Below are 23687 nucleotides of genomic sequence, written 5' to 3' on the forward strand. Positions count from 1 at the left end.
AACTATTACGGCATGTTCCACAATCTTTTCACCTCAACTAATTCCTGATCATTGAATTCCATTCTGTATACGTCTGGCTTGGATGTATGTAGTAAAAAATTCAAATCGTACTGCTTGTCATAATACCCCATCATTAAAGTCATTACAGCTCCATGAGTGCCTAATGCGACTTTCCGTCCTCGGTAGATTATTAGCAATTCCTGTAAGACTGTTATACTTCGATTCTGACAAACTGCATTAGACTCTCCTCCCGTTAAGGCAAAGTTGGGATCAGAAAATGACATATCTAACAAAGGGAATAATTCATCATCGGGCATTCGGTTGTCTTCATTCAAAAAAATTCTTTCTTTAAGATCCTCGAGTATTAAAACTTCTTGTCCTGAGCATTGAGCTAATTCTTGAATGGTTAGGATTGCCCGTTGATATGGACTTGAAACGAAAACCTCGATCCCCTCTCCTCTCAATAACTCAGTTATTTGAAAAGCATCTGACTTACCTTTATCAGTCAAACCTCTTGTTCTTTCATTTCCTTCCGTCTTTGGTGATTCGCCATGTCTCACCATGTAAATGAAAGTTTTCATATTAACCTCCATGAAGATCTGATGATTTTCTATACATTCCCATCTAGAGCACTATTCGCAGTTGCCATGAATCTTTAGAGCAAATCATTCCGCATGATAAATCTAGCTCCTTCCAATAAATAATTGACCCGATAAACTTCTCAATCAACTGAAACACTTAGAGAATTACGCAAATGTTTAACATCACTCATCGGTGGCCGTCCAAACATGCGTCCATATTCTCGGCTGAACTGCGAAGGACTCTCATAGCCAACGCGAAAGCCTACAGTGGCGGCCTCCAATCCCTCCGAGAGCAGTAAGCGGCGTGCAGCCTGCAGTCGAATGACCTTCTGATACTGCAGAGGACTTATAGCCGTTACCTTTTTAAAATGCTTGTGTAAGGAAGAAGGGCTCATGTTTACTTCCTTCGCCAATTCTTCGATCACAAGAGGTTTAGAGTAATCGCGGGTAATCAGATGGATCGCTTTGGAGATGCTATGTGCATAGCTGCCAACTACGGCAAATTGCCTGATCAAAGCTCCCTGCTCACCTTGTAATACACGATAAAGGATCTCGTGCGTGATAAGCGGCGCAAGAAACTGAATATCCGCAGGCGTATCCGAAAGTCTGACAAGCCGAAGCAGCGCATCAAGCAGCAGAGGGTCAAATTGGCTCACCAGTATGCCGCGTCCAGTCTTAACGTTACATGGAGGAGGACTCTTCTTGATAATGTCCAGGATGGCGTCTGGACTAATGGATAATTGAAGACTTAGATAAGGAAGCTCCGACGAGGCTTGAGTTATTTTACCAGTTACGGGAAGTTGAACTGATGTGACCATGTAGGTTGTTGGATCGTACACATAGTTTTCTCCAGCCAGCATTGCTGTCTTTGAGCCTTGCGCAACCACATACAGGGAGGGCATATGGACCGTATGATTCAGCTCGGACACATGGCTTGCACGTCTGAAATAAAGTCCTGGCACAGACGAAACAAACGTACCGTCCGAAGACGCGCGTTGATCAATCAGACGAATCAGTTCTTGTAGATTCGTAGAAATATCAGAGGGGGGAGGAGACGAAACCATTCATGCTTCACCTTCCTTTCCGTTGAACGCTAATATTGATGTGCTAATTATATGCACGCCGAATAGGATTCGGCAAGAATCGGACTTGATCGGTCTACCTGTCTCAATTGAATTCTACTTAAAATTTACTTGCAAGGCCAACAAAGGGCCTAAGGCAAATAGATCAAAGAAAGAAGGATGGGGCTATGAGTTTGGAAGGAAGAATAGAGAACAAAGTCGTCGTGATTACAGGTGCAAGCAGCGGAATTGGAGAAGCAACAGCACTGTTGCTTGCCGAGCGTGGAGCAAAAGTCGTGCTTGGCGCGCGCGGGGTGGACCGCCTTGAAACACTGGCGACACGTATTACGAATAGGGGTGGCGAAGCTGTCTATGCACGCACTGACGTTAGACGGCGCGAGGATCTGTGCAACCTCGTTACTTTGGCTTGCGAACGATACGGGAAGCTGGATGTTCTCGTCAGCAACGCTGGCGTTATGCCTATATCCCCTCTCGATGATCTGCGCGTGGAAGATTGGGAGCACATGATTGACGTCAACATTAAAGGCGTTTTGTATGGCATTGCTGCAGCGTTGCCTGTCTTTCGCAAACAGGGTTTCGGACATTTCGTGAACACTGCTTCTACAGCAGGACACAAGACCGTTCCAAACCAGTCGGTCTACTCCGGTACGAAGTTCGCCGTACGTGCTATCTCGGAGGGGCTGCGCCAAGAGGCTGGTGATAAACTGCGCGTAACCATCATTTCGCCAGGTATTGTGCAGACAAATTTCACCGAGAGTTTAACAGACCCGGCTATAAGAGATCAACTCGCCGTCATCCGGGATAAACTAGCCATGACACCAGACGCGGTAGCCCGCGCAATTGGATTCGCAATTGAACAACCAGCTGACATTGATGTGAACGAAATCGTGATCCGCCCAACCGCACAAATGTAACATAAATAGATAGGGGCACCCCTTTTGTTTCTTATGCATAAATTTTGCTTGAAGGTGACGTTGCGTCACTTGATATACTGACTGAGAACGACGACATGCTAGAGCAATCAATTGGATGTGAGGAATGGATGAACAAAGAGAACTACCTGACGACAGGGCAGCTTGCCAAACGTACAGGGATAACGGTTAGGACATTGCGATATTACGATCAAATTGGGCTGCTGAGCCCAGAAGGTCATCACACTGGATCCACAAGATCGTACAACTTGAAAGACCTGGAAAGATTACAGCGAATTCAGATGTTGAAGTATCTAGGGTTATCGCTTCAAAAAATAAAGGCCATTTTAGATGCAGAATCACTATCCAGCTGGGATATCAGACACTCGTTGCAAGCACAACTTGATGTTCTACAGAGGAAGATCGCCCATACGGAGCACGTAGTGCATGCAATACGAGATGCTATGCAAATGTCGACCTATGGTTCCAATTGGGACCATTTGGCCGATGTTATTCAAACCGTGCAGAGCGAGAAAAATTGGGGGGAGCAGTATCGGACGGCGAACCGCCTGCAAACGCGGATACATCTTTACGATAAGTATAGTACGAATCCTCAAGGCTGGCATCGTTGGATCTTTGAACAACTGGAGGTGCAACCGGAAGCCCATATTCTCGAGTTAGGCTGCGGCGACGGAACCTTCTGGTTACGAAACGCCGAACGAATTCCAAGCAGCTGGCGCATCACGCTTACCGATATGTCAATCGGGATGGTAGAAGAAGCACGCTGCCGCTTGGGAAACAACCATTCGCAGTTTAAGTTTTTGTCTGTTGACGCGCAGCAGATCCCATTCCATGATGAGCAGTTCGATATGGTTATCGCTAACAACATGCTGTATCACGTGCTGGACATCCCTAGGGCAATCCGCGAGATGCACCGTGTCCTAAAGCAAGGAGGTATAGTGTGCACCTCTACGATGAGCCTTCAACACTTACAAGAGGTCGAACACTTGGGGGTTTCGTTCGATCCCGACCTTCATGTGTTGGATGATGCTATTCAACGGTTCCACCTGGGTAACGGAGGGGACTTGCTGTCTTCTTGCTTCTCCGATCTTCGGTTACTTCGATACGACGACCGTCTGTTGATCGACGAAGCGGAACCCCTGATCGAATATATGATTTCGACTCCGATGAACGCAAGAGAGCGACTTGTCGGAGCGGCTATTGACAAGTTTCGAGCCCACATCAATCGGCTTCTGCAGCAGAATGGGGTCCTCGAAATGACTAAAGAGAGCGGAATCTTTCTAGGGAGGAAATGAGATGAAGGCACAGCAGCACTACCCCAAATTACGGATTGTAAAAGAGGAGCTTTTATCGGATAACTGGTACATCTTAAAGAAGGTCACATTCGAGTTTGAAAAAGACAATGGACAATGGGAAACACAATCCCGTGAAGTATACGACCGCGGCAACGGCGTGACGATCCTGCTCTATAATCGGCACAAACAAACTGTTGTACTGACGAGACAGTTCCGAATGCCTACTTATCGGAACGGCAATGAGACTGGAATGCTTATCGAAGCCTGTGCGGGGCTACTCGATAAAGAAACACCAGAAGAAGGTATTCTGCGGGAGACAGAGGAGGAGACAGGGTACCGTATCGACCGTGTGCAGAAAGTTGGCGAGGCCTACATGTCACCGGGCTCCGTTACCGAAATTCTGCACTTCTATGTAGCCGAGTATAGTGAAGATATGACAACGGGTCGCGGTGGGGGCCTTGAGGAGGAGCAGGAAAACATTGAAGTGGTGGAACTTTCGTTTGTTCAAGCGCTAGACATGGTCGAAAGCGGCGAGATTCGCGACGCCAAGACGATAATGCTACTCCAATACGCTCAGATCCAAGGTCTCTTGAAGGTGAGATCGAAACCGCTACATATCCTCATCGCAGGCCCGTATCGTTCTGGAACGAATGATGATCATGTATTAATCGAAAAAAACGTCAACTACATGAATGAAATCGCTCTTCAAGTTTATGAGGCTGGGCACATGCCAGTGCTGGGAGAGTGGTATGCTCTGCCTCTTATCGCGACAGCCGGTTCCACTGCTCTAGGAGATGAGGCTTTCAACAGAATTTTTCATCCCTCTTCCATTCGCCTGCTTAATTACTGTAATGCCGTGCTTCGAGTTGGAGGAGCCTCTCAGGGTGCCGATGAAATGGTAAGGGTGGCGAAGGAGAAAGGATTGTTGATTTACGAACGGCTCGACGAGCTTCCACTGGTATGATATTTCCTCCTATATACCAAAATAATTAAAATCAAAAAGTTCCTATTAAGCAAGCCGCGACGATCATGAGATCGTCGCGGCTTGCTGCGGATTCAGAATGGTTATCACAAATAAGTTCAACCACTCACCTCACTTTTTAGTGTACGGTTCCTACGGTTAAGAAAGCAGAAACGAAAAAAATTAACGATGAAGCGGTTCTTTTTCGCCCAGACCCAGCACCTCCGTTGTGGAGTCATAAATTTCTTGGTAAAGTTCTGGGTTTTCCGCTAGTGACACCCCATAAGAAGGAATCATTTCTTTTATTTTTGGTTCCCACTCTTCCATATGTTGTGGGAAGCATTTTTCCAATACTTCCAGCATAACGTGAACAGCAGTAGAAGCACCCGGAGAGGCGCCGAGCAGTGCAGCTATCGAACCATCAGCGGCACTAACCACTTCTGTACCAAATTGAAGTGTTCCTTTACCGCCCTCCGTATCTTTGATCACCTGCACACGTTGACCCGCTACCACGATCCCCCAGTCCTCGATTTTGGCGTTCGGAATAAACTCGCGTAATTCTTCCAGACGCTTTTCATTCGATAACATCACTTGCTGAATCAGGTATTTGGTCAATGCCATCTCTTTTGCGCCTGCCGCCAACATCGTGATGAGATTATTGGGTTTTACAGATCCGATCAAATCCAAATTTGAGCCCGTTTTCAAGAACTTCGGTGAGAAGCCGGCAAACGGTCCAAATAGCAGTGCTTTTTGGTTACCGATATATCTTGTATCCAGATGCGGAACAGACATGGGAGGAGCACCAACTTTAGCTTTACCATATACTTTCGCATGATGCTGGGCGACAACCTTAGGATTGTTACATACCATAAATAGTCCACTTACCGGGAATCCCCCGATATATTTGGACTCAGGAATACCGGTTCTTTGTAGCAAAGGTAGACTTCCACCCCCACCACCGATAAAAACAAATTTGGCAGTATGGTATTCGATTTTACCGTTATCCAAATTATGGACTTTGACCTTCCACGAGCCGTCGCTCGCACGTTTAATATCCTTTACACTATGCTTGTAATTGATCTCAACGTTTTTACTTTTTAAATGCTCAAACAACATGCGTGTTAAAGCACCAAAGTTGACATCTGTTCCAGAGTCGATTTTGGTTGCCGCGATTGGTTCATTCAATGTACGGCCTTCCATAATTAGCGGAATCCATTCCTTCAGCTTTTCAGGGTCGTCGGAAAATTCCATGCCTTGAAATAGAGAAATAGTTGAAAGCGCTTTAAACCTTTTTTTCAAAAAAGATACATTTTTCTCTCCTGTTACCAAACTCATATGAGGTATTGGCTTGATAAAGTCCTGAGGTTTACGAATCAAATGGCTGTTTACAAGAAAAGACCAAAACTGTCTTGAAAGCTGAAACTGCTCATTAATGTCTACAGCTTTACGAATATCTATAGATCCGTCAGCTTTTTCGGATGTATAGTTCAGTTCGCACAGTGCAGCATGGCCTGTACCTGCATTATTCCATTCGTTAGAGCTTTCTTCTCCTGCGTTTGCGAGTTTCTCAAACACTTTAATTTCCCATTCTGGTGCTAACTCTTTCAGCAATGATCCCAGAGTCGCGCTCATGACTCCGGCACCAATTAAGATAACGTCTGTATTTTTCTGAATGCTATTCATAAAAACCTTCCTTATCTCTTATATTTGCAAAAAAGAGCAGGCCCTCCTGCTTAGGTGATACAAGAAGCAAGGCTCCACTCAGGAACATATCTTTTCTGTCTTTATTATAACTAAAATATAATCTTTTAAAAATTATATTGTCTATTATCTGATAATTATAAATCATTTCTGCTAAAAAGTGAGAATTTTCTTTGCAAAATAATAAGAATGGATCTCAACACGCTATATTATTGGGGCTTCACTTATTAGCAGTAATAACAGACACCGACAATTCTTCGGTAAACACACCCGTGGAGTCCATATCTAGTAGAACAGATGTTAAATCATTTTCAAATCGTACTAAATTATCACCAAAAAGGCGTCTTGAAGCAAATGATGTAGAGTACAGATTTCCAATGATCGAATCAACAGTCCATGTATATGAATAACTCGGTAAAATATGTCTTTGGACATTTTTGAATCCAGATTTTCTTACAATATCCTCATACCTCTCCTTTGGGGGAGTGTAAGTGCTATTACCAGCTCTTCTTGCGTCTCCTAGCCAACGTTTCACTACTTCGTTGACCTTGAGTTGCCAACGTAAGGGTTCCTGCTTCGCAGTATTATCAATAATAGCTACGCCGCCATTAGTATCAGAACTGTTATACAGAATGTCAAGAATGGACTCTCTATCCATCCAATGAAATGCTTTCGCAATTATAACAAGGCGAAAGAAACCCCAGTCACATACACGCTCTTCCGCCCTTCCATGTACCCATTTGACATTGTCCAACCTTTTATCACTGGACAAACGGTTTGCTTCATCTAGCATTTCTGATTCAGTATCTACACCTACTATTTCTTCAAACCAATCACTAAATCTTAGAGCTAGCTGACCCGTTCCACATCCTAAGTCAAGCAAACGACCTTCCCCATTCAGAGAAAACTTGTTAACTAAAAACCGAATAAGCGACGAAGGATAAGGAGGTCGATACCTAGAGTAGTACCAAGCGGTACCTTTAAATAGATCTGGACCATAATCACTCATAGCTTATAACCTTCTCTCTACTGAACTTTTAAAACATGAGAGTCACAGGGCTGCCTGTAACGGCAAGTTTTTGGGCCAATCTTTACGGGACAGGCCCTTTCTAATTGCACTAACGTTTCCTCGAATGAGCTTCACGGTTTATAAATACTTCATCATGATATTCGAAGCGGTCTGTTGTTGATTCACCCAATCATAATCGGAGTTATCCATAACAAACGATTGAAAAGGAAGTTGCTCAATAATTTGTAATTCTAGCTCTCGTCGATGTTCAAGGAACTGAATATATCCCTCGTACCCATGAAGCCCCTTCTTCTTTCCATAATCTTGCTCTGTATGGTACCAAATCGCGAAATCTAACCATTCTTGAGACCTCATCGTTTTCACTCGCTCAATCGTCCCACGAACATTCGGTTGCTTCAAATAAAACAAAATTGGATTTAAGTCCTGAATTTGCTTTGCAATCTGTAATACATGCTGAACAAATCGATCATTACCAGCATCATGCCGGGCGAGTAATGCACACCCTGGGTTCTGTAAAAAACAGCATTCGAGTATCATCAACTTTTCTTTTTCTCGCTGATCTTTAACAAAAGACTTCCAACGTTGGATCATCAATTCGCAGTACTTTTCCACGGGTACTCCATCGTAGATTTCATAACGCTGGATTTCCTCATACAAACTAGAAGGAATTTTATTTTCGGCTGATTGCTGCGCAAGCGCATATGCGATTAAAGAGTCGTTGCCATTCAAAGATACGAACGGATCAATGTAATGAAACACCTCGGAATAGATTGATCGGAGCCGATCAAGTTCTTCGTTCGGCATACATGCAACCGATTCATAATCAGCGGGATGCCGTAAATTTCCTTCTAAAAATAGTTCCGATTCTATTTGATGTGTATTTAACATGTCATGTATGTATCTAGATAATGTGGATTTGCCAGAGCCAGGTATGCCTTCGACGATAACCAGTTTCGTTTTCGTAGCTGGTAAATTCGCCATAGTATCACATCCTTATGAATTAAATGATTACCTTAAGGAGAATCCAATTGTCTCGTTATATCGCCAGATAGCTTAGGAACCTTTCCTTTATCTCGACATCCTTAGAAAACCAATAAAAAGCATTGGATCCTAAGGACTGACCCAATGCTTTTATAGATGGCTATCTTCTAGTTATTTAATAATTACGTATTCCAGGTTAACCAGTTTTGCATAAGTCACAATTTGGTCTGTGGTTAGATTCAAGGAAACCACAGTATGGTGACCGCCACCGTTCTCAATCCATGCCTTAACTCCATCCTGGAAGTTAGGCTTCACGTTCCACAGTACACGGGCTACCGGAAGATTTGGAGCAGGAACTGTCGGTTCAAATGCAGTAACCTCATTGATCAGCAGTTTATAATGGGTGCCAAAGTCAGCCATGGAAACAACCACACCGTCTCCTGCCTTGCCGTCAAATACCAGACGGGCTGGATCTTCACGATCGCCGATACCTAACGGAGAAACGATGACTTTAGGCTTGTTGCTCGCCAACGTTGGGTCAACTTCAAGCATATGGGATTGAAGGATCGATTCCTGACCAGCCGCTAATTCATAGGTGTAGTCTTCCATAAAGCCAGTGGATTGGTTATGGCTCATGACTTTAAGCAGGCGATCGAGCGCTGCAGTCTTCCAATCTCCTTCACCAGCAAATCCGTATCCTTGTGCCATCAAACGTTGAACGGCAAGACCAGGGAGCTGTTTCATACCATAGAGGTCTTCGAAGTTCGTAGTGAAGGCAGTATAGCCGCCATGATCCAGGAATCGTTTAATAGCAATTTCATAGCTTGCTTGCACTCTTACACTGGCTTCCCAAGCTTCCTTGCTATAAGTACCATAATCGAATTCATAAAGTTCAGAGTATTCCGCAAACAAAGCATCAATCTCTTCTTCTTTCACAGCATTGACGTACTGAACGAGGTCGCCAATTCCGAAGTAGTCAACGGTCCATCCAAACTGAATTTGGGCTTCGACCTTATCACCTTCCGTAACGCCAACATTACGCATGTTGTCGCCAAAGCGGGCGACTTTGATATTGAAGCTTTCGTTATAAGCAACCGCTACATCCATCCACTCTGCGATTTGTTTTTGCACTTCTGCACGTTCCCAGTAACCTACAACCACTTTATTCTGTTTCTTCAAGCGGGCGTTGATAAACCCATATTCACGGTCACCATGAGCTGCCTGATTGAGGTTCATGAAGTCCATGTCAATTGTAGCCCAAGGAATGCTTTCATTGTACTGTGTGGCCAAATGAAGTAGCGGCTTTTGCAGCAATTTAGTACCGCGAATCCACATTTTTGCAGGTGAGAAGGTATGCATCCAAGTGATGACACCAGCAACCTCATCACGATAGTTGACTTCTTTCATAAGGCTGGTGATTTTGTCTGCACTAACCGCCAGATCTTGCAATACAAGCGGATAAGGCAGAACGCCGCTCTTATTTAGGGCATCGGTCATTTCTTGTGCGTGTGCTTTGACTTCTGCTAATGCTTCTTCTCCATACAGATGTTGTGAACCTACGACAAACCAGAACTGTTTTGTACCTACTGTTGACATAACATTCATCCTCTTTTCTTCGTTTGTTAGTTTAATTGGTCTTATTTTTGTCCGTAGTAAGCGTCTTTCCCATGTTTGCGCAAATAGTGTTTATCTAGAATCCGCTGCGGCAATTCTTCAGCAAAATGATTCAATTCCCGTGCGAATAAGTTCATTTTCGAAACTTCTTCCAATACGACGCTATTCATGACTGCAGATTTCGCATCTTTCCCCCAAGTGAAGGGAGCGTGACCCTTAAGCAGGACACCTGGCACTGCTAAAATATCCAGCCCGCGCTGCTCAAAAGTTTCGATGATGACACGGCCGGTTTCCGCTTCGTAGCCACGATCAATCTCCTCTTGTGTCAGGAAACGAGCACAGGGAACAGAACCATAGAAGGTGTCTGCATGAGTAGTCCCCATTACAGGTACATCCAAGCCTGCTTGAGCCCAAATGGTCGCCCAAGTCGAATGCGTATGCACAATACCGCCGATCTCTGCGTAGTGCTTGTAAAGTACGGCATGAGTCGGTGTATCCGATGAAGGTCTCATCTCTCCTTCAACAACATTGCCGTCAAAATCAACAACCACCATATCGCTAGGTTTCATCGTGTCATAACTAACACCACTCGGTTTGATAACGAATAAGCCACGCTCACGATCAACAGCGCTTACGTTACCCCAGGTGTATTTCACGAGTCCATGTTTAGGCAAATCCAGATTGGCTTGAAACACTTCTTCTTTCAGCTGCTCTAACACGTCAATTCCTCCAGTTTTCCACTAGATTATCTACAGCAGCCTGCTCAATCGCCAGGCCTTGTGTGTAGCGTTCTAAGAATGTTTCGAACCCCTTAACATCGGAACCGTCAGGATGAATTTCTTGTCCCTCAACATCTCTAAATACTTTTTGGTCGAGGAAGTCTTCCAGATTTTCTTGTTGATCCTTGTTCATCATGTAAGAAGCCAGAATAGCCATACCCCACGCTCCGCCTTCTCCAGCTGTTGACATCACGGATACCGGGACATTCATAGCAGCCGCAACAATCTTTTGTCCGACGATAGGGGTTTTAAATAAACCACCGTGAGCCAGAATGCTGTCAATTGCGACGTATTCTTTCTTCGTCAAAATATCCATTCCGATTTTCAAAGCAGCAAATGCAGTGAACAGATGAGTCCGCATGAAATTGGCCAAATTGAAACGGCTCTCAGGAGAGCGAACAAACAACGGTCTGCCTTTCTCTATTCCGGTGATATTCTCCCCTGACAAATAGCCATAGCTGAGTAAACCACCGCCATCTGGATCCGCTTCCAAAGCCTTATTCAGCAACACACTGAACAATTGATTCGGATCCGCCTTGTGCCCCATGGCCTCATAGAATTCACGGAACAAGCCCAGCCAAGCATTGAGATCACTTGAACAGTTGTTGGCATGAACCATGCCGACCGGATTACCATTCGGTGTGGTCACCAGATCAATTTCCGGATATACCGCTGAAAGGTCCTTCTCTAATACAATCATGGCAAAAACCGAGGTTCCCACAGACACGTTGCCAGTACGTTTTTTCACACTATTCGTAGCGACCATTCCTGTTCCCGCATCACCTTCTGGAGGACAAAGCGGAATACCAGGTTGTAAATCTCCGGATTTATCTAAGATTTTCGCTCCCGCTGCGGTTAGTACACCTGCCTGCTCGCCTGAAATATGGACTTTAGGAATAATGTCTTGTAATTTCCAATCGTAACCTTTGGCTGCAATGAGTTCATCAAACTGCTTAACCATCGACTCTTTATAATCATGTGTAGTCTCATCAATTGGGAAAATCCCCGAAGCGTCTCCGATACCAATTGCCTTATCGCCAGTCAGCAGCCAGTGGATATATCCAGCCAACGTCGTCATAAAATCAATATGAGGGACATGTTGCTCTTCGTTCAATATCGCTTGATACAAGTGAGCAATACTCCATCGCTCAGGAATGTTGAATTGAAATTTATCAGTTAAAGCTTTTGCTGCAGCCCCGGTTGTCGCATTCCGCCAAGTCCGGAACGGAACAAGCAACTCGCCCTTGCTGTCAAAAGCCATATAGCCGTGCATCATTGCAGAGAATCCTATAGAACCAACCGTACGAAGGGTGACTCCATATTTTTGCTCAACCTCTTGCTTCATTTCACGATAAGCCTCTTGCAGGCCCATAATAATACTCTCTAAGTTGTACGTCCAATATCCATCTACCAGGAGGTTTTCCCACTCATAGCTTCCAGATGCGATGGTTTCAAAACGATGATCAATCAGCACTGCCTTGATACGTGTGGATCCAAATTCGATACCAAGTGAGGTTTCTCCCTTAGTAATCGCTTGTTTAATGTCTTGATCCATGCTCACGTTACTCCTCTCTCTGAACAACTGTTATAATCGCAATAATTGAAAGAAGGCGCTTTCTTTTGTTTACAGCCTTAGTATATTTTTTGTGCGTACATTTGTCAATATAAAACCATAGTTATACTTACAAATACTTTGACGAACCGAGTGTTTTTCTAGTTTTAACTTTAAGTATTTATACAGATAGGACAATAGATTATAATAAACTCATAATTATGCTAAAATATGTACATACAAATATTATAGATGCATTAATTAGTATTAGAACAACTTGGAAAGAAGGAATAAAGTGAAACCAAAGTATCAGGTCATCCTTGAGGATATAAAAAGCAATATTCTTTCAGGGGCATACAGCGTAGGAGAACAAATTCCAACGGAATTCGCTTTGCAGGATAAGTATAAAGTTAGTCGCCAGACGGTTCGGAAGGCTATTTTGGAACTATCCAACGAAGGTTTCTTAAGAAGTGAAAAAGGATCTGGCACCTATGTCAGTAACCAATTCCGCTCAAAGACTGGTGGGAACTCCAGTAATAAAACCATCGGAGTCATCACGACCTACATCTCTGATTACATCTTCCCCTCGATAATTCGCGGGATTGAATCCAGATTAAATGAAGATAATTATTCATTACTATTAGCGAGTACCAATAATGATGTCGCCCAGGAAAAGAAAGCCTTGGAGATGATGCTGTCCTTTGGTGTGGATGGTTTGATCATTGAGCCTACGAAGAGCAATCTATATAATCCCAATATCGCTTACTATCTGACGTTCAAGGAACAGGACGTTCCCTTCATCATGATTAATGCCTATTATGAAGAGTTGGAAGTTCCTTACTTCTGCCTCGATGACGTACAATCCAGCTATCTGGCAACCAAAGAATTGATCGCTAACGGACACACACAGATTGGTATCATTGCCAAAATGGACGATTTACAAGGAAAGTATCGAATGAAAGGCTATATCAAAGCGCTTGGAGAAGCCAAATTACGGTTTCACCCCGAGCAAGTGCTCTCATTCTATACTGAAACGAAGCAGGATCTGTCCACCAATTTGAGGAAATTCCTGACCGAACAAAGAGACGAGTTAACCGCAATTGTCTGCTATAACGACGAGGTCGGACTAGAAGTTGTACATGTATGCAGACAACTTGGGATATCGGTTCCTGAAGACTTATCCATTATTGGTCAAGATAATTCCTATATTTCCAAGAATGCAAACATCAAACTAACGACATTAACGCACCCCCAGGAACAAATGGGACGTGATGCCGCCGATTGGGTTATTAAGAAACTGCAAGGGAAGAAAGATCTAAGCAACCAAACCTATTATCAGCCTGTGTTAATTGAAGGAGAGACGGTTAAGAAGAACTGAGGTAAAAAAGGATATGTAACTGTGGTGAATTTCCGTTTTTTCTGAATGACCCATCGCCCTTTAAACCTAGTGCCTAATTGTCATATGACACTTTGGAGTGACTTGGTATGGTGGGTGGCGAAATGTAACTTGTTGGTATGACAAGTCCTTTGCCATACTTGGTTTTGCCGGACGCTATAAGGCAAAAATACATTTCAAGGAGAAATCATTCATGAAAAAAATGATTCACACCAGTCTCGCGGTTCTACTATTATCTGCTACGGTAACTACCGCGTGTATGGCACCCAACGGCGCATCAGTTGCCGCACCCGTTAACGTACCAGTTGCATCTGAGAAGGCTAGCTTGGAGGGACCGCGAGATGCTAAGGAACTAGAAGCTTTTGCAGATGGCGTTTTTGCGGACAAGATGAAGAAGTATAATACAGTTGGTTCTAATTTTGTGATCGTTGCAGGTGGGAAAGTGATGCTAAGCAAAGGTTACGGGTATGCCGACAAGGGCAAAAAAATTCCTGTTGATAAAAATACCGTTTTCCAAATCGGCTCTGTTACAAAGTCATTCACTGCATTGGCAGCTATGCAGTTGGTCGATAAGGGGAAAATGGATTTAAAACGCGATATCCAAGAGTATTTAGGAGGAATAAAGGTTCCGAATAAAACAGGAAAAAAACTGACGATGTTTGATCTACTTACATATTCAAGTGGATTTGATGAACCAGATATTTCCATGGAAATGCATCCAGAATACGCGGACAAATATTTTCCGATGAAGAAGTTCATTGCATCAAATATGCCAACTGTTGTCAGGACTCCCGGAGAAGCGTACACTTATGACAATTTTGGTTTCATGCTAGCGGGATATGCTGTAGCAAACGTAACGGGTATGTCATATTCCAAATATATGGAAAAGAATATTTTCAAACCGTTAGGCATGAATTCGACGAATGTGCGGTTTACCCCCCAATTGTTAAGCAGAATGGCTGCTCACTATGGACCAACAGGCGAACTGATACCCTTGGACGGGTTTAAACCAACGGAAAAACCTGAAGGCGGTATCGTCTCAACAGCAGATGACATGGCGAAGTACCTTATTATGCACCTGAACAAAGGCAAGTACAAAGGTAAAGAAGTAGTGAGTCCAAAGAGCATAGAGCAAATGCACACATACCAATTATTCCCTGATAAGGAGTTCCCGGTCACAACAATTGGATTCGAAGGCTACTTCAAAGAGAAGATGAATAATCAGCATGTGATTCTAAAAGGAGGAAATGTTACAGGGCATTCTTCCTTGATTGTTATTCTGCCTGAGAAGAATACAGCAATGTACATGTCCTACAATAACGACTCCATGATGAGTCTTGACGTGTATGAAGAATTTATGAATCATTATTATCCGAGAAAATCAGAACTTCCAAAGTCAACCTACGCGACATTAAGTGAGCAGCAGGCCCAAGACTACGTGGGATTATACCAAAACACGCGTATCGCTGCCTTAAGGACGAAGGTTTCGTATTCGGACGGGAAATTAATAATGGAGACAGGAACATCAGGCAAACATACACTAAAAATGATCCACCCTTTATTATTTGAAGATGAATCAGGTAATAAATTGACGTTTAATAAAAATCAAGCAGGCCATATTGCATATTTGTATTACATGCAACTCCCAGACCTCGTTGCTTATGCGCAAAAAATAAACATTGATTCACCATTTTCTGATGTACCTGCGGATAGTAAATATATTCCATATATAAACAACCTTAATGCTTTGAAAGTCATGAGCGGAAAGTCAGCCAACCTCTTCGATCCAAAAGGAACGATAACTCAGAGAGAATTCTCAGAAGTGCTGCTACGCGCCCACGGGTGGTATAAACAACCTTTCATGATTGAACCGAATAAAAAACAGATGATGGCCGGACTACGTAATTATCAACCTAATTCTCCTATCACTAGACAAATGGCGGCGGTAATGATCCAGAACCTGAAACAGGTTGAGCCTGGAATTAAGGTTAAATTGGGTGGCGAAACGGATGCTTGGGCAGTTAAAGCCATCACAGCTCTTGTTTCCCAAGGTATCATGGACCCGAATACCAAGATCAATTTAGACGGCTCCATAGACTTCCGCTCCAAACAGCTTTTGAAGCGTCAAGAAGCCAGTGCCTTGTTGGATCAAGCATTTAATTACTATACGTTGCCAATCAGTCACTAATTCAAAAGGATTAAGTAGATTTTCTACCGTAAGGGACAGTGCTTACTTCAGGATTAACGAAAAAAAGCGCGAGTGCAGGGGGGATTTCCCCATGACTCGCGCTTTTTGGTTCATCTCGCCCATTCGAGGATGTTATGGGCAAGCAAAAGGCCACGGTACTAGCAGGCACCTAAGGAGGCGTACCGAAAGTCTGCCGACCGCGATTGGTCTCAGGCTTCCCCCATAAAGGGGATTCTATATGCCCTTTTGTATCAACTTACCTGTAAACGAGTCAAACAGTTCTTTCATCGTGAGTAGTTCGTAGTTCTTGTCCTCGGTTAGTTAATTTCGAATGTATTCGGCAATCACTGTCTTGTTTCGCCCTACGGTATCCACATTGTAGCCTCTACACCAAAATTGCCAATTCCTATAATGGTACTTTATATAAGATTTCCTGAACCCCCGTCAAAACTGGGGATTTCCTTGTACAATAAGAAACAAGCGGCTGCTGATGCTGCCGCTTGTTTTTAGTTTCCTCCATATCCAACGAAAATCCGCATCGAACCGTAAGGTTTATTCCAAAAGCCCTGCCTCCCGGGCCTTTTGCACTGCTTCCTCTCGGTTGCGAACCCCCAGCTTCAGATAGACCGATGACGCATAGTTTCTAACCGTACCATCGGATAAATACAATTTGGAAGCAATGGTTTTATATCGCAGTCCTTTCGACACGAACTGTAAAATTTCAAGCTCCCGTGAAGTTAAATCATAGGTCGCAGCCACTTTGGTTGTCGACGGAACGTCTCCGCTCTTGGCGGCTTCCAGCTGAGCAAACAATTTGTGCGACATCTCCTGATCGATCAGCGTGCCTCCGCGATAGACCGTACGTATTGTTTCGGCAAGCTCTACCGGCTTCATCGACTTCAATAGGTATCCGTCCGCTCCGCTTCGCAGCGCTTCCAGAGCCTGTCCAGTATCTTCGAACGTGGTGAGAATCAAGATGCGGATGTGGGGCCACGTTTGTTTTATGGTACGGGATGCGGAGATTCCGTCCAGGTTCGGCATGTCCAAATCCATGAGCACCAGCTGAGGCTGAACCTGCCTGCACAGTTCGATGGCTTGCTCGCCATCTTCTGCCACCCCTACGACTTGCAAATCTTGCTGCTCCTCGAGAAGAGTCCGTAGACTTTCACGGATAAAAGGCTGGTCATCGACGACCAACAGACGGATGACATCATCCTTAAGCTCCGTTTGTCGTGGCAGGGTGCAGGTAACGAGGGTGCCTTCGCCCGGTTGGGTATAGACGCCAACATGACCTTGCAAATTCATCGCTCGCTCTTTCATGGCGTTCAAGCCGAAACCATCCCGTCCATGTTCCATCCCACGGCCGTTATCTTGAATTTCCAGTCTCGTCTGCTGAGGCTCGAATTGCACTGAAACCGTAATCTCCGTCGAGTGTCCATGACGCACGGCATTCGTCAATGATTCTTGCAAGCAGCGATACAGCGCTATCTTCGCTTGCTTCGTTACAGGGTACTCCTCCCCGAAGGCCTGGAAACGAACCGACACCTTAGCATGCTCCTGAAACTCCTCTGCCAGCTTCCGCAAAGACTGAAGCAGTGGGAGTTCTTCATGCGGCGATTCGATTTGATGCACATAGCCTCTCACTTCATCCATATTTTCCCGGGCCAGGTTCAATAGGGAATCGAGCCGTTTCGTTCCTGTATCCGTCTCTAGCTCAGGGCGCAAGGTTTCCAACCCCATAATGAGGGAAGTGTACGCATGACCGACGGTATCATGGAGCTCTTTGGAGAGCCGATTCCGCTCTTCGGCCAGCGTGATGCGCTCGATTTGGGACAAGTACTGCTCCAGCACCGCATTTTGCTCGCGTATAATTTCACTTTGACGATGATTGACCATCAATAAATGGAAGGAAAATCCGAATGCATAAGCCGTCCCGAATTGAATGGTCATAATCCAAAAATCAATCTGCTCTGCAAGCAGCTTAACTATAGCGGGTAGGAGCAGTATGGATAAAGGACCTGACCAAAGATATGTTCTTTGTTTGCTATTAGAGGCAATCAAAAATGCATATACCAGGAATGTGAGGTAGGCTTCTGGAAAGAACAAAACTAAATACAGGCAGAGCCCGCCCGGGATCACAATCTCGGTAAGCAGGTAGTATCTATAATTGAGCTGCAAGCACAGCCAGGGAACGGAAAAAGCAATAAGCTGCCAAAACACAAGAACCCAAAGCGGCAGCGTGAAATGAGCTTGCCGCTCTATGATAGTGAGCAGGAGAGAAGTACTGCAAATCAGGCGGATCATAAGCATGAACCAGTCGTACCAGAACCACTGCTTTACCATATCGAACAAAACCATCAACCCCTAAGAACTATCAGTATGACATTACGTAACTATTATAGAGCAGATCATCATCCAACAATACTTTTAAATCCAGACCGGGACATTCCGGCTACCGGTTCACACTCTTGATCATAAGACGGGTGTAGCCTCCTAGCATGCGCGTGAAGCTGTTCGCAAGCCTGTAGCTCACCATAGTGAATATGACTCCTGAGGCCGAAACCAGTACGGATTTTATCACAGTATCTATAGGTACACCCATAAAATAATAATTAAATAGCGGAAAGAGGAGCGGGGTCGCAATCATTGCGAGTGGAGTTATATAAAGCAAGGCTGCACTAATGAGGCTTAAAATCCCCACCGGAAGCTTCAGCATCAGCCAGCCGATAGCGATCCAGTTGCGCCGATTTAGCAGCTCCTTCCTTGCTTGAAGCCAGATAGAGTCATCGGTGTTTATTGGTTTAACGTAAAGCTCTGTGGTAATATCCGTATAGATCTTGGTCTGTGTGCGTTCAAATTGCAGGAAGGTGTTTGTAGTTCGCAAAATGCGAGTAATCAGAGGAACGCCCGCGACGGTAAACGAAAGACTCAAGCCTAATGTAAGAGCGACCAGATAAAAGCAAAAGTAAAACAATCCGGTAGCGAAAGTAAGCAGTAGGAAATAGCAATTTTGAATAAAGCTGACGACGGTTCTTGTCATCAAAGAGCCCACATCCTTTACAAGTAGTCATTGTATCCTACGGCTCTTGATGTCAAATCCGCCAGTGCCATAATGTCATATGACACAAGGCGAAAGCGGTCTGCGAACCTAATGGGGAAAAACAACAGTAGTTACTGTGTGTACGGCAATTTTGGATCGCACGGCTAAACAAAAACTGCCCACCAAAAACTTAGAAGCTTGAAATTTACACTATCCATATATTGAGCTTGTCATTATTAATTGAATAACATTTAGAGATACGTAGAAACCTTATCTATTGACATTTTATGGAGAATACTATATATATTCAAAGCCAATACGAAAGACAGGAAGGGAGGATCTGCATGCACAGAGTGATCAAAATCAAATTTACGCTCTTTTACGGTGAAGTTCCTGAAGCAAAATGTTATGGGTACTTGGAGTTGAATCAGGATGGCAATATGATCGCGCTCTACAATAGGTACGGTGAGGAAATAGACATGTATGGCGGACATGAATTTGTTAGGGTAAGGACACTTGGCAAATTTGATGACCAAGACCGTGATAATTTTTATTCTTTGTTAGAAAGTGATGGTGTAGGATAATCTGCACGATAGGCTGACGATTCCAGTGCCAAGGCACTACGAAAAGTCAGCCTTTTTGATTTTATTTGCCTTATAGAGTTGACCGGCACGTTATCATAATCCCCTAACCTCATCTTGTCAAGAAATAATGCGCGAATGAGCGACACCGTGGTGGAGCCCCCCTTATGCTTTCGAAATATGAATGAATTTCCGAGTATGATGGGCAATTTCGCTTTTTCCAATTCATCCCACTTCACGTAAAATGATCTTCAGGCGTTGCGGGTTAAGCGATATACAAACAATGGACGGAACGTAATGAACAATCGGGAGGTAGAAGATGGACAATCAGGATCAAGATGCAAGAGGAATGAAGAGAGGGGCAATATTAACCGCTCTACTCATCGGTACATTTGTCGCGTTTCTTAACGAAAATTTACTTACCAATGCGTTTCCTGCGTTGATGAGAGAATTTAACGTTGCTGCTTCGACCATACAATGGTTATCGACGGGGTATATGCTCGTGATCGGCGTACTGGTGCCGGTGACCGCATTACTACAGCAATGGTTCACGACTCGCCAGATGTTTATGTCTGCGATGGCGTTATTTTTGGCCGGTACCTGCTTGTGTGCAGTATCCCCGGGATTCGGAATCTTGCTGATGGGCAGGGTTGTTCAGGCTTGCGGGACAGGATTATTGATCCCGTTGATGATGAATACGATTCTCGCTCTCTATCCTCCAGAACGTCGGGGTGCCGCCATGGGTCTCATGGGGCTGGTCATCATGGTCGCCCCTGTCATCGGGCCGGCTTTGTCTGGCTTAATTATCGATACCTTTCAATGGCGATGGCTGTTCTACATGGTGATTCCTGTCGCACTGTTTTCGATGATTTATGCATTCGTGTACTTAAAGAACGTGACAGAACTGACCAAGCCAAGGGTCGATCTTGTATCCATTGTGATGTCAACCGTCGGTTTCGGCTGCGTCACCTATGGCTTCAGCCAAACAAGTGTCTCTCTTGAGCCAGAAGGTTACGGATCGATTGCAATAGGTAGCCTTTTCCTGCTCTTGCTTGTATGGCGCCAGCTTAAGATCAAAGAGCCGTTGATCAATCTTTCCGTATTCCGGCATTCCACTTTTTCTCTGGTTGCGGTATTGATTGTAATTCTGATGATGGTTCTATTCGCCACAACAACATTGCTGCCGTTCTATATGCAGGATGTGATGAAGTTGACAGCATTCGCGACAGGCTTACTTCTAATGCCGGGTAGCATTTTGAACGGAATGCTGATGCCGGTATCGGGGAAGTTACTCGATAAATTCGGGCCGAGACTCGTCATTGTGCCCGGGCTATTCCTGATCGCCATATCGTTGTGGCTGTTTACCGGCATCGACAGTGATACAACACAAGGCTCCGTTCTGTTCAATCATATCCTCTTATTCTTAGGTATGTCATTCGTCGTCATGCCGGCTCAGACGACAGGATTGAATCAACTTCCACGTCACCTGGTTCCTCATGGCACAGCCATATATAATACGCTCCAACAGATTGCAGGGGGAATTGGCATCGCATTGTTCGTCGGCATCATGTCGTCTGGAGCCAATCGTTATCTTCACCATTCGCTCAATCCCACTGCGATGCATGAGAAGACACAAAGCATGGTTTCCGGTCTACAAACGGTTTTTTGGATTGAATTTATTCTGGCAATACTTATTCTGGCGCTGGGTTGGTTTATAAAAAAGCCACCTGAACATAATTAATTCATTACTAGGCACACCCCGGCCAACGTTGCTGTCTTTGAGCCTTGTACGACCACGTACAGAGAGGTCATATTGACCGTATGCGTCGGCAATCTATTACCAATATTGATTTTAGCAGCAATACAGTATTTTTTTCAGCAAAGACACAACTTTGCCCGAAACCATGGAAGCGCATTTGTTCAAATAAAATTAGCCAGCCAACTATCGGAAGCTGTTCCGGAGTCGGCTGGCTTTTAGTATTTGAAAATCATGGGCGTTGGGAAGCCTGTCAACTTGAACTCAGTTAGGGTATGATCGGCAGCAACAAATAAGAATCAAATTCATCCCCTGTATATAGAGTAATGTCTGCATCCCAAACCCTGTCATCCCCCGTCTGAGTCAGCAGTGCGCAGCCACTTTGATTCTGGCTTCCAATTTCCAGGAGCAATCGGTTTCCTTTAGCTACAACAATTGCGCTATCCCATATCTCAATATCCAAGCAATAGACTTCTCCTGGAACCAACTTTTGAACCTCATCGAAGGTGTAATAAGGCTTATACTCCGTGGATAATTCATCATCAGTTTTACGTAAGGAAGCGCGCAGCCAGCCCTGGCTAATTGGGAATTTCTCTGTTAGTGCTCCTGAGTTAACGACCTCATTGCCTAATGAGTCAATATTTCGCAAAGATACGAAAATGTCCATATCATCTGTAGTTGACGATGCCCACAAACGGAGTTTGATAGGCCCGAGAATTTCTGTTTCGTTATCAAATGGATCGATTTCAAACAGAACACGCTTTGAATTGTTTTCCTCTCTCGAGAATTCTTTCACCATAAAAGGCTTCGCCCAGTGCTTTGACTCGCACTCCTTATCGCCTTCATAGCAAAGCTGGGCCTTGGCTTGCGGAGGCTCTTGCGAAAGCAGATTAGAGCTTGCATCAAGGTAAAAGCGGGTCCATTGGGTGCGCTTAAGCGGATACTCGTTCTCGTAGCGCCATGTGTAGTTATTGCCTCCGCGAGGAATGGCAAGCTTCACTTTCGGTTCCCTCATTATGCCAGTATCGATTCCTTTAAGCCAATAATCCAGAAATTTTTTCTGCAGTTCCCGACCCTGAGCGGTGTAAAATGCGCCAACATGGCTCCCGATATGTACCTCAAGCCACTTGTGCTCTGATACCGCATTCTGAAAACCCAGGAAATTTCCACGGGTATGCATTCCGGCGCTAAACCAGTTGCTTGCGGATAATAAAGGCACCTCTACTTTACTCAAATCAGAAAATCGATTCGTCCACGATTGATCACGTAATGGATTGTTTTTTACCATCTCCAGGAAATCAATGCGATTGGCTTGCAATTGTTCTTCCGAGAATTTTCCATCGGGATTGTATTGATGCGCCAAAACTCCGTTCTTCCACCAGAATGAAAGAAAACCGTTCGCCTGGATCCCGCCCGGACAACAGAATTCTGCATAATAATCTACTGTACCTTCCCAAGGTATGATACAAGCTAAATGAGGAGGTTGTTCGGATGCCACGGCCCATTGACTCATAGCCAAATAGGAGATGCCCAGCAGTCCTATCTTTCCATTGCTCCAGGGTTGCGTTCCAGCCCATTCGATTGCATCATAATAATCCTTCTTCAAAGCATTTGATAATATATCCAGCTTTCCTGGAGAATTACCGATACCACGTTCATCTACTCGCAAGACAGTATAGCCTTGTGGCACCCAAAATTCAGGATTTGGTGTTTCCCAACTAATTAAGGGTCCTTTATCCTGCGAGTGTGTATATTCTATTGCGATCGTTGGATTAGCAGGAGCAAATTGCGAGAAATGCAGATCCTTTCCATACGGACACATCGTCATGATTACTGGAAAACTCCCATCCACATTAGGCTGATAAAGATTTGCGGCGAGGTAATTCCCGTCTCTCATAGGAATCTGTACTTCTTTCCAAGTAAGTTCATAAAAGTGATTACTTCTTTCGTTAATGTCGATAGGTAGTGGATTCATAGCTTGCCTCCATTTGATAGTTTTTCTTCAAACCAGTCAATCAATAAGCAGCGTGCTTCTGTATCCTGTTCAATCGCATTGTGAACTTTCCCTGGATATACTACTAGGCTCTTATCCTTGCTGAAAACCTCGTCATAGAACTGTTTAATTCCATTAACATCAAACAGTATATCTCCTAGATCTCTTTCTGATTTCTTGCAAGTGGATTCACTCCCCCAATAATTATCCAGAGCAATTTTAGTA

The 23687-nt window shown here is 44.4% G+C and carries 18 protein-coding genes; 7 read left to right on the top strand and 11 right to left on the bottom strand.

Features of this window, described 5'->3' with window-relative positions; translation table 11 throughout:
• Positions 1 to 5: 5 nt before the first annotated feature.
• The gene (locus tag MKY35_RS25865) at positions 6 to 581 is read right to left on the bottom strand and encodes a histidine phosphatase family protein (RefSeq protein ID WP_342445212.1); all 576 of its coding nucleotides are present in this window, start codon (positions 579 to 581) and stop codon (positions 6 to 8) included.
• 140 nt (positions 582 to 721) lie between these two features.
• Positions 722 to 1645 carry an AraC family transcriptional regulator gene (locus MKY35_RS25870; protein WP_342445213.1) on the bottom strand — a complete coding sequence of 308 codons (924 nt, stop codon included), beginning with the start codon at positions 1643 to 1645 and terminating at the stop codon, positions 722 to 724.
• A 185-nt stretch (positions 1646 to 1830) separates the two neighbouring features.
• Here MKY35_RS25870 and MKY35_RS25875 point away from each other — a divergent pair, with 185 nt between their 5' ends.
• From MKY35_RS25875 to nudK, 3 genes are all read left to right on the top strand, one after another.
• Positions 1831 to 2577 carry an SDR family oxidoreductase gene (locus MKY35_RS25875; RefSeq protein ID WP_342445214.1) on the top strand — a complete coding sequence of 249 codons (747 nt, stop codon included), beginning with the start codon at positions 1831 to 1833 and terminating at the stop codon, positions 2575 to 2577.
• Positions 2578 to 2672: 95 nt separating this feature from the next.
• On the top strand, positions 2673 to 3890 hold the full coding sequence (locus tag MKY35_RS25880; protein ID WP_342445215.1) for a methyltransferase domain-containing protein: 1218 nt from the start codon (positions 2673 to 2675) through the stop codon (positions 3888 to 3890).
• 1 nt (position 3891) lies between these two features.
• Positions 3892 to 4854, top strand: coding sequence for a GDP-mannose pyrophosphatase NudK (gene nudK, locus MKY35_RS25885; protein WP_342445216.1), 963 nt, complete (start codon positions 3892 to 3894; stop codon positions 4852 to 4854).
• A 180-nt stretch (positions 4855 to 5034) separates the two neighbouring features.
• Here nudK and MKY35_RS25890 read toward each other — a convergent pair whose 3' ends face one another.
• From MKY35_RS25890 to MKY35_RS25915, 6 genes are all read right to left on the bottom strand, one after another.
• Positions 5035 to 6534, bottom strand: coding sequence for a malate:quinone oxidoreductase (locus tag MKY35_RS25890; protein WP_342445217.1), 1500 nt, complete (start codon positions 6532 to 6534; stop codon positions 5035 to 5037).
• A 238-nt stretch (positions 6535 to 6772) separates the two neighbouring features.
• Positions 6773 to 7561 carry a class I SAM-dependent methyltransferase gene (locus MKY35_RS25895; RefSeq protein ID WP_342445218.1) on the bottom strand — a complete coding sequence of 263 codons (789 nt, stop codon included), beginning with the start codon at positions 7559 to 7561 and terminating at the stop codon, positions 6773 to 6775.
• Between the two features lie 138 nt (positions 7562 to 7699).
• Complete coding sequence (locus MKY35_RS25900) at positions 7700 to 8563, bottom strand: hypothetical protein (protein ID WP_342445219.1); 864 nt, start codon at positions 8561 to 8563, stop codon at positions 7700 to 7702.
• A gap of 171 nt (positions 8564 to 8734) precedes the next feature.
• Positions 8735 to 10159, bottom strand: a complete 1425-nt coding sequence (araA, locus tag MKY35_RS25905) for an L-arabinose isomerase (RefSeq protein ID WP_029518894.1) — start codon at positions 10157 to 10159, stop codon at positions 8735 to 8737.
• Between the two features lie 41 nt (positions 10160 to 10200).
• Positions 10201 to 10896: an L-ribulose-5-phosphate 4-epimerase gene (locus MKY35_RS25910; RefSeq protein ID WP_013373853.1), complete on the bottom strand. Its 696-nt coding sequence runs from the start codon at positions 10894 to 10896 to the stop codon at positions 10201 to 10203.
• 1 nt (position 10897) lies between these two features.
• Positions 10898 to 12511 (bottom strand): FGGY-family carbohydrate kinase, encoded by a 1614-nt coding sequence (locus tag MKY35_RS25915; protein ID WP_342445220.1) that lies wholly within the window; start codon positions 12509 to 12511, stop codon positions 10898 to 10900.
• A gap of 292 nt (positions 12512 to 12803) precedes the next feature.
• On the opposite strand from MKY35_RS25915, the gene MKY35_RS25920 reads away from it, so the two are divergent.
• Together MKY35_RS25920 and MKY35_RS25925 are read left to right on the top strand one after the other, a co-directional pair.
• The gene (locus MKY35_RS25920; RefSeq protein WP_342445221.1) at positions 12804 to 13886 is read left to right on the top strand and encodes a GntR family transcriptional regulator; all 1083 of its coding nucleotides are present in this window, start codon (positions 12804 to 12806) and stop codon (positions 13884 to 13886) included.
• 211 nt (positions 13887 to 14097) lie between these two features.
• The gene (locus MKY35_RS25925; RefSeq protein ID WP_342445222.1) at positions 14098 to 16092 is read left to right on the top strand and encodes a serine hydrolase; all 1995 of its coding nucleotides are present in this window, start codon (positions 14098 to 14100) and stop codon (positions 16090 to 16092) included.
• Between the two features lie 552 nt (positions 16093 to 16644).
• Here the strand turns inward: MKY35_RS25925 and MKY35_RS25930 are convergent.
• Together MKY35_RS25930 and MKY35_RS25935 are read right to left on the bottom strand one after the other, a co-directional pair.
• On the bottom strand, positions 16645 to 18444 hold the full coding sequence (locus MKY35_RS25930) for a hybrid sensor histidine kinase/response regulator transcription factor (RefSeq protein ID WP_342445223.1): 1800 nt from the start codon (positions 18442 to 18444) through the stop codon (positions 16645 to 16647).
• 100 nt (positions 18445 to 18544) lie between these two features.
• Positions 18545 to 19132, bottom strand: coding sequence for a sensor domain-containing protein (locus tag MKY35_RS25935; RefSeq protein WP_342446714.1), 588 nt, complete (start codon positions 19130 to 19132; stop codon positions 18545 to 18547).
• Positions 19133 to 19476: 344 nt separating this feature from the next.
• On the opposite strand from MKY35_RS25935, the gene MKY35_RS25940 reads away from it, so the two are divergent.
• Together MKY35_RS25940 and MKY35_RS25945 are read left to right on the top strand one after the other, a co-directional pair.
• Entirely contained in the window at positions 19477 to 19716 is a 240-nt protein-coding gene (locus MKY35_RS25940) for a hypothetical protein (RefSeq protein WP_039272034.1), read from the top strand.
• Positions 19717 to 20032: 316 nt separating this feature from the next.
• On the top strand, positions 20033 to 21454 hold the full coding sequence (locus MKY35_RS25945) for an MDR family MFS transporter (protein ID WP_039272036.1): 1422 nt from the start codon (positions 20033 to 20035) through the stop codon (positions 21452 to 21454).
• Between the two features lie 283 nt (positions 21455 to 21737).
• On the opposite strand, the gene MKY35_RS25950 is transcribed toward MKY35_RS25945, so the two are convergent.
• A complete protein-coding gene (locus tag MKY35_RS25950; protein ID WP_322251661.1) occupies positions 21738 to 23444 on the bottom strand; it encodes a CocE/NonD family hydrolase in 1707 nt (568 codons plus the stop codon).
• Positions 23445 to 23687: the final 243 nt, after the last annotated feature.

Origin of the sequence: Paenibacillus sp. FSL L8-0638, from assembly GCF_038593075.1 — a bacterium.
Lineage (GTDB): Bacteria > Bacillota > Bacilli > Paenibacillales > Paenibacillaceae > Paenibacillus > Paenibacillus polymyxa_D.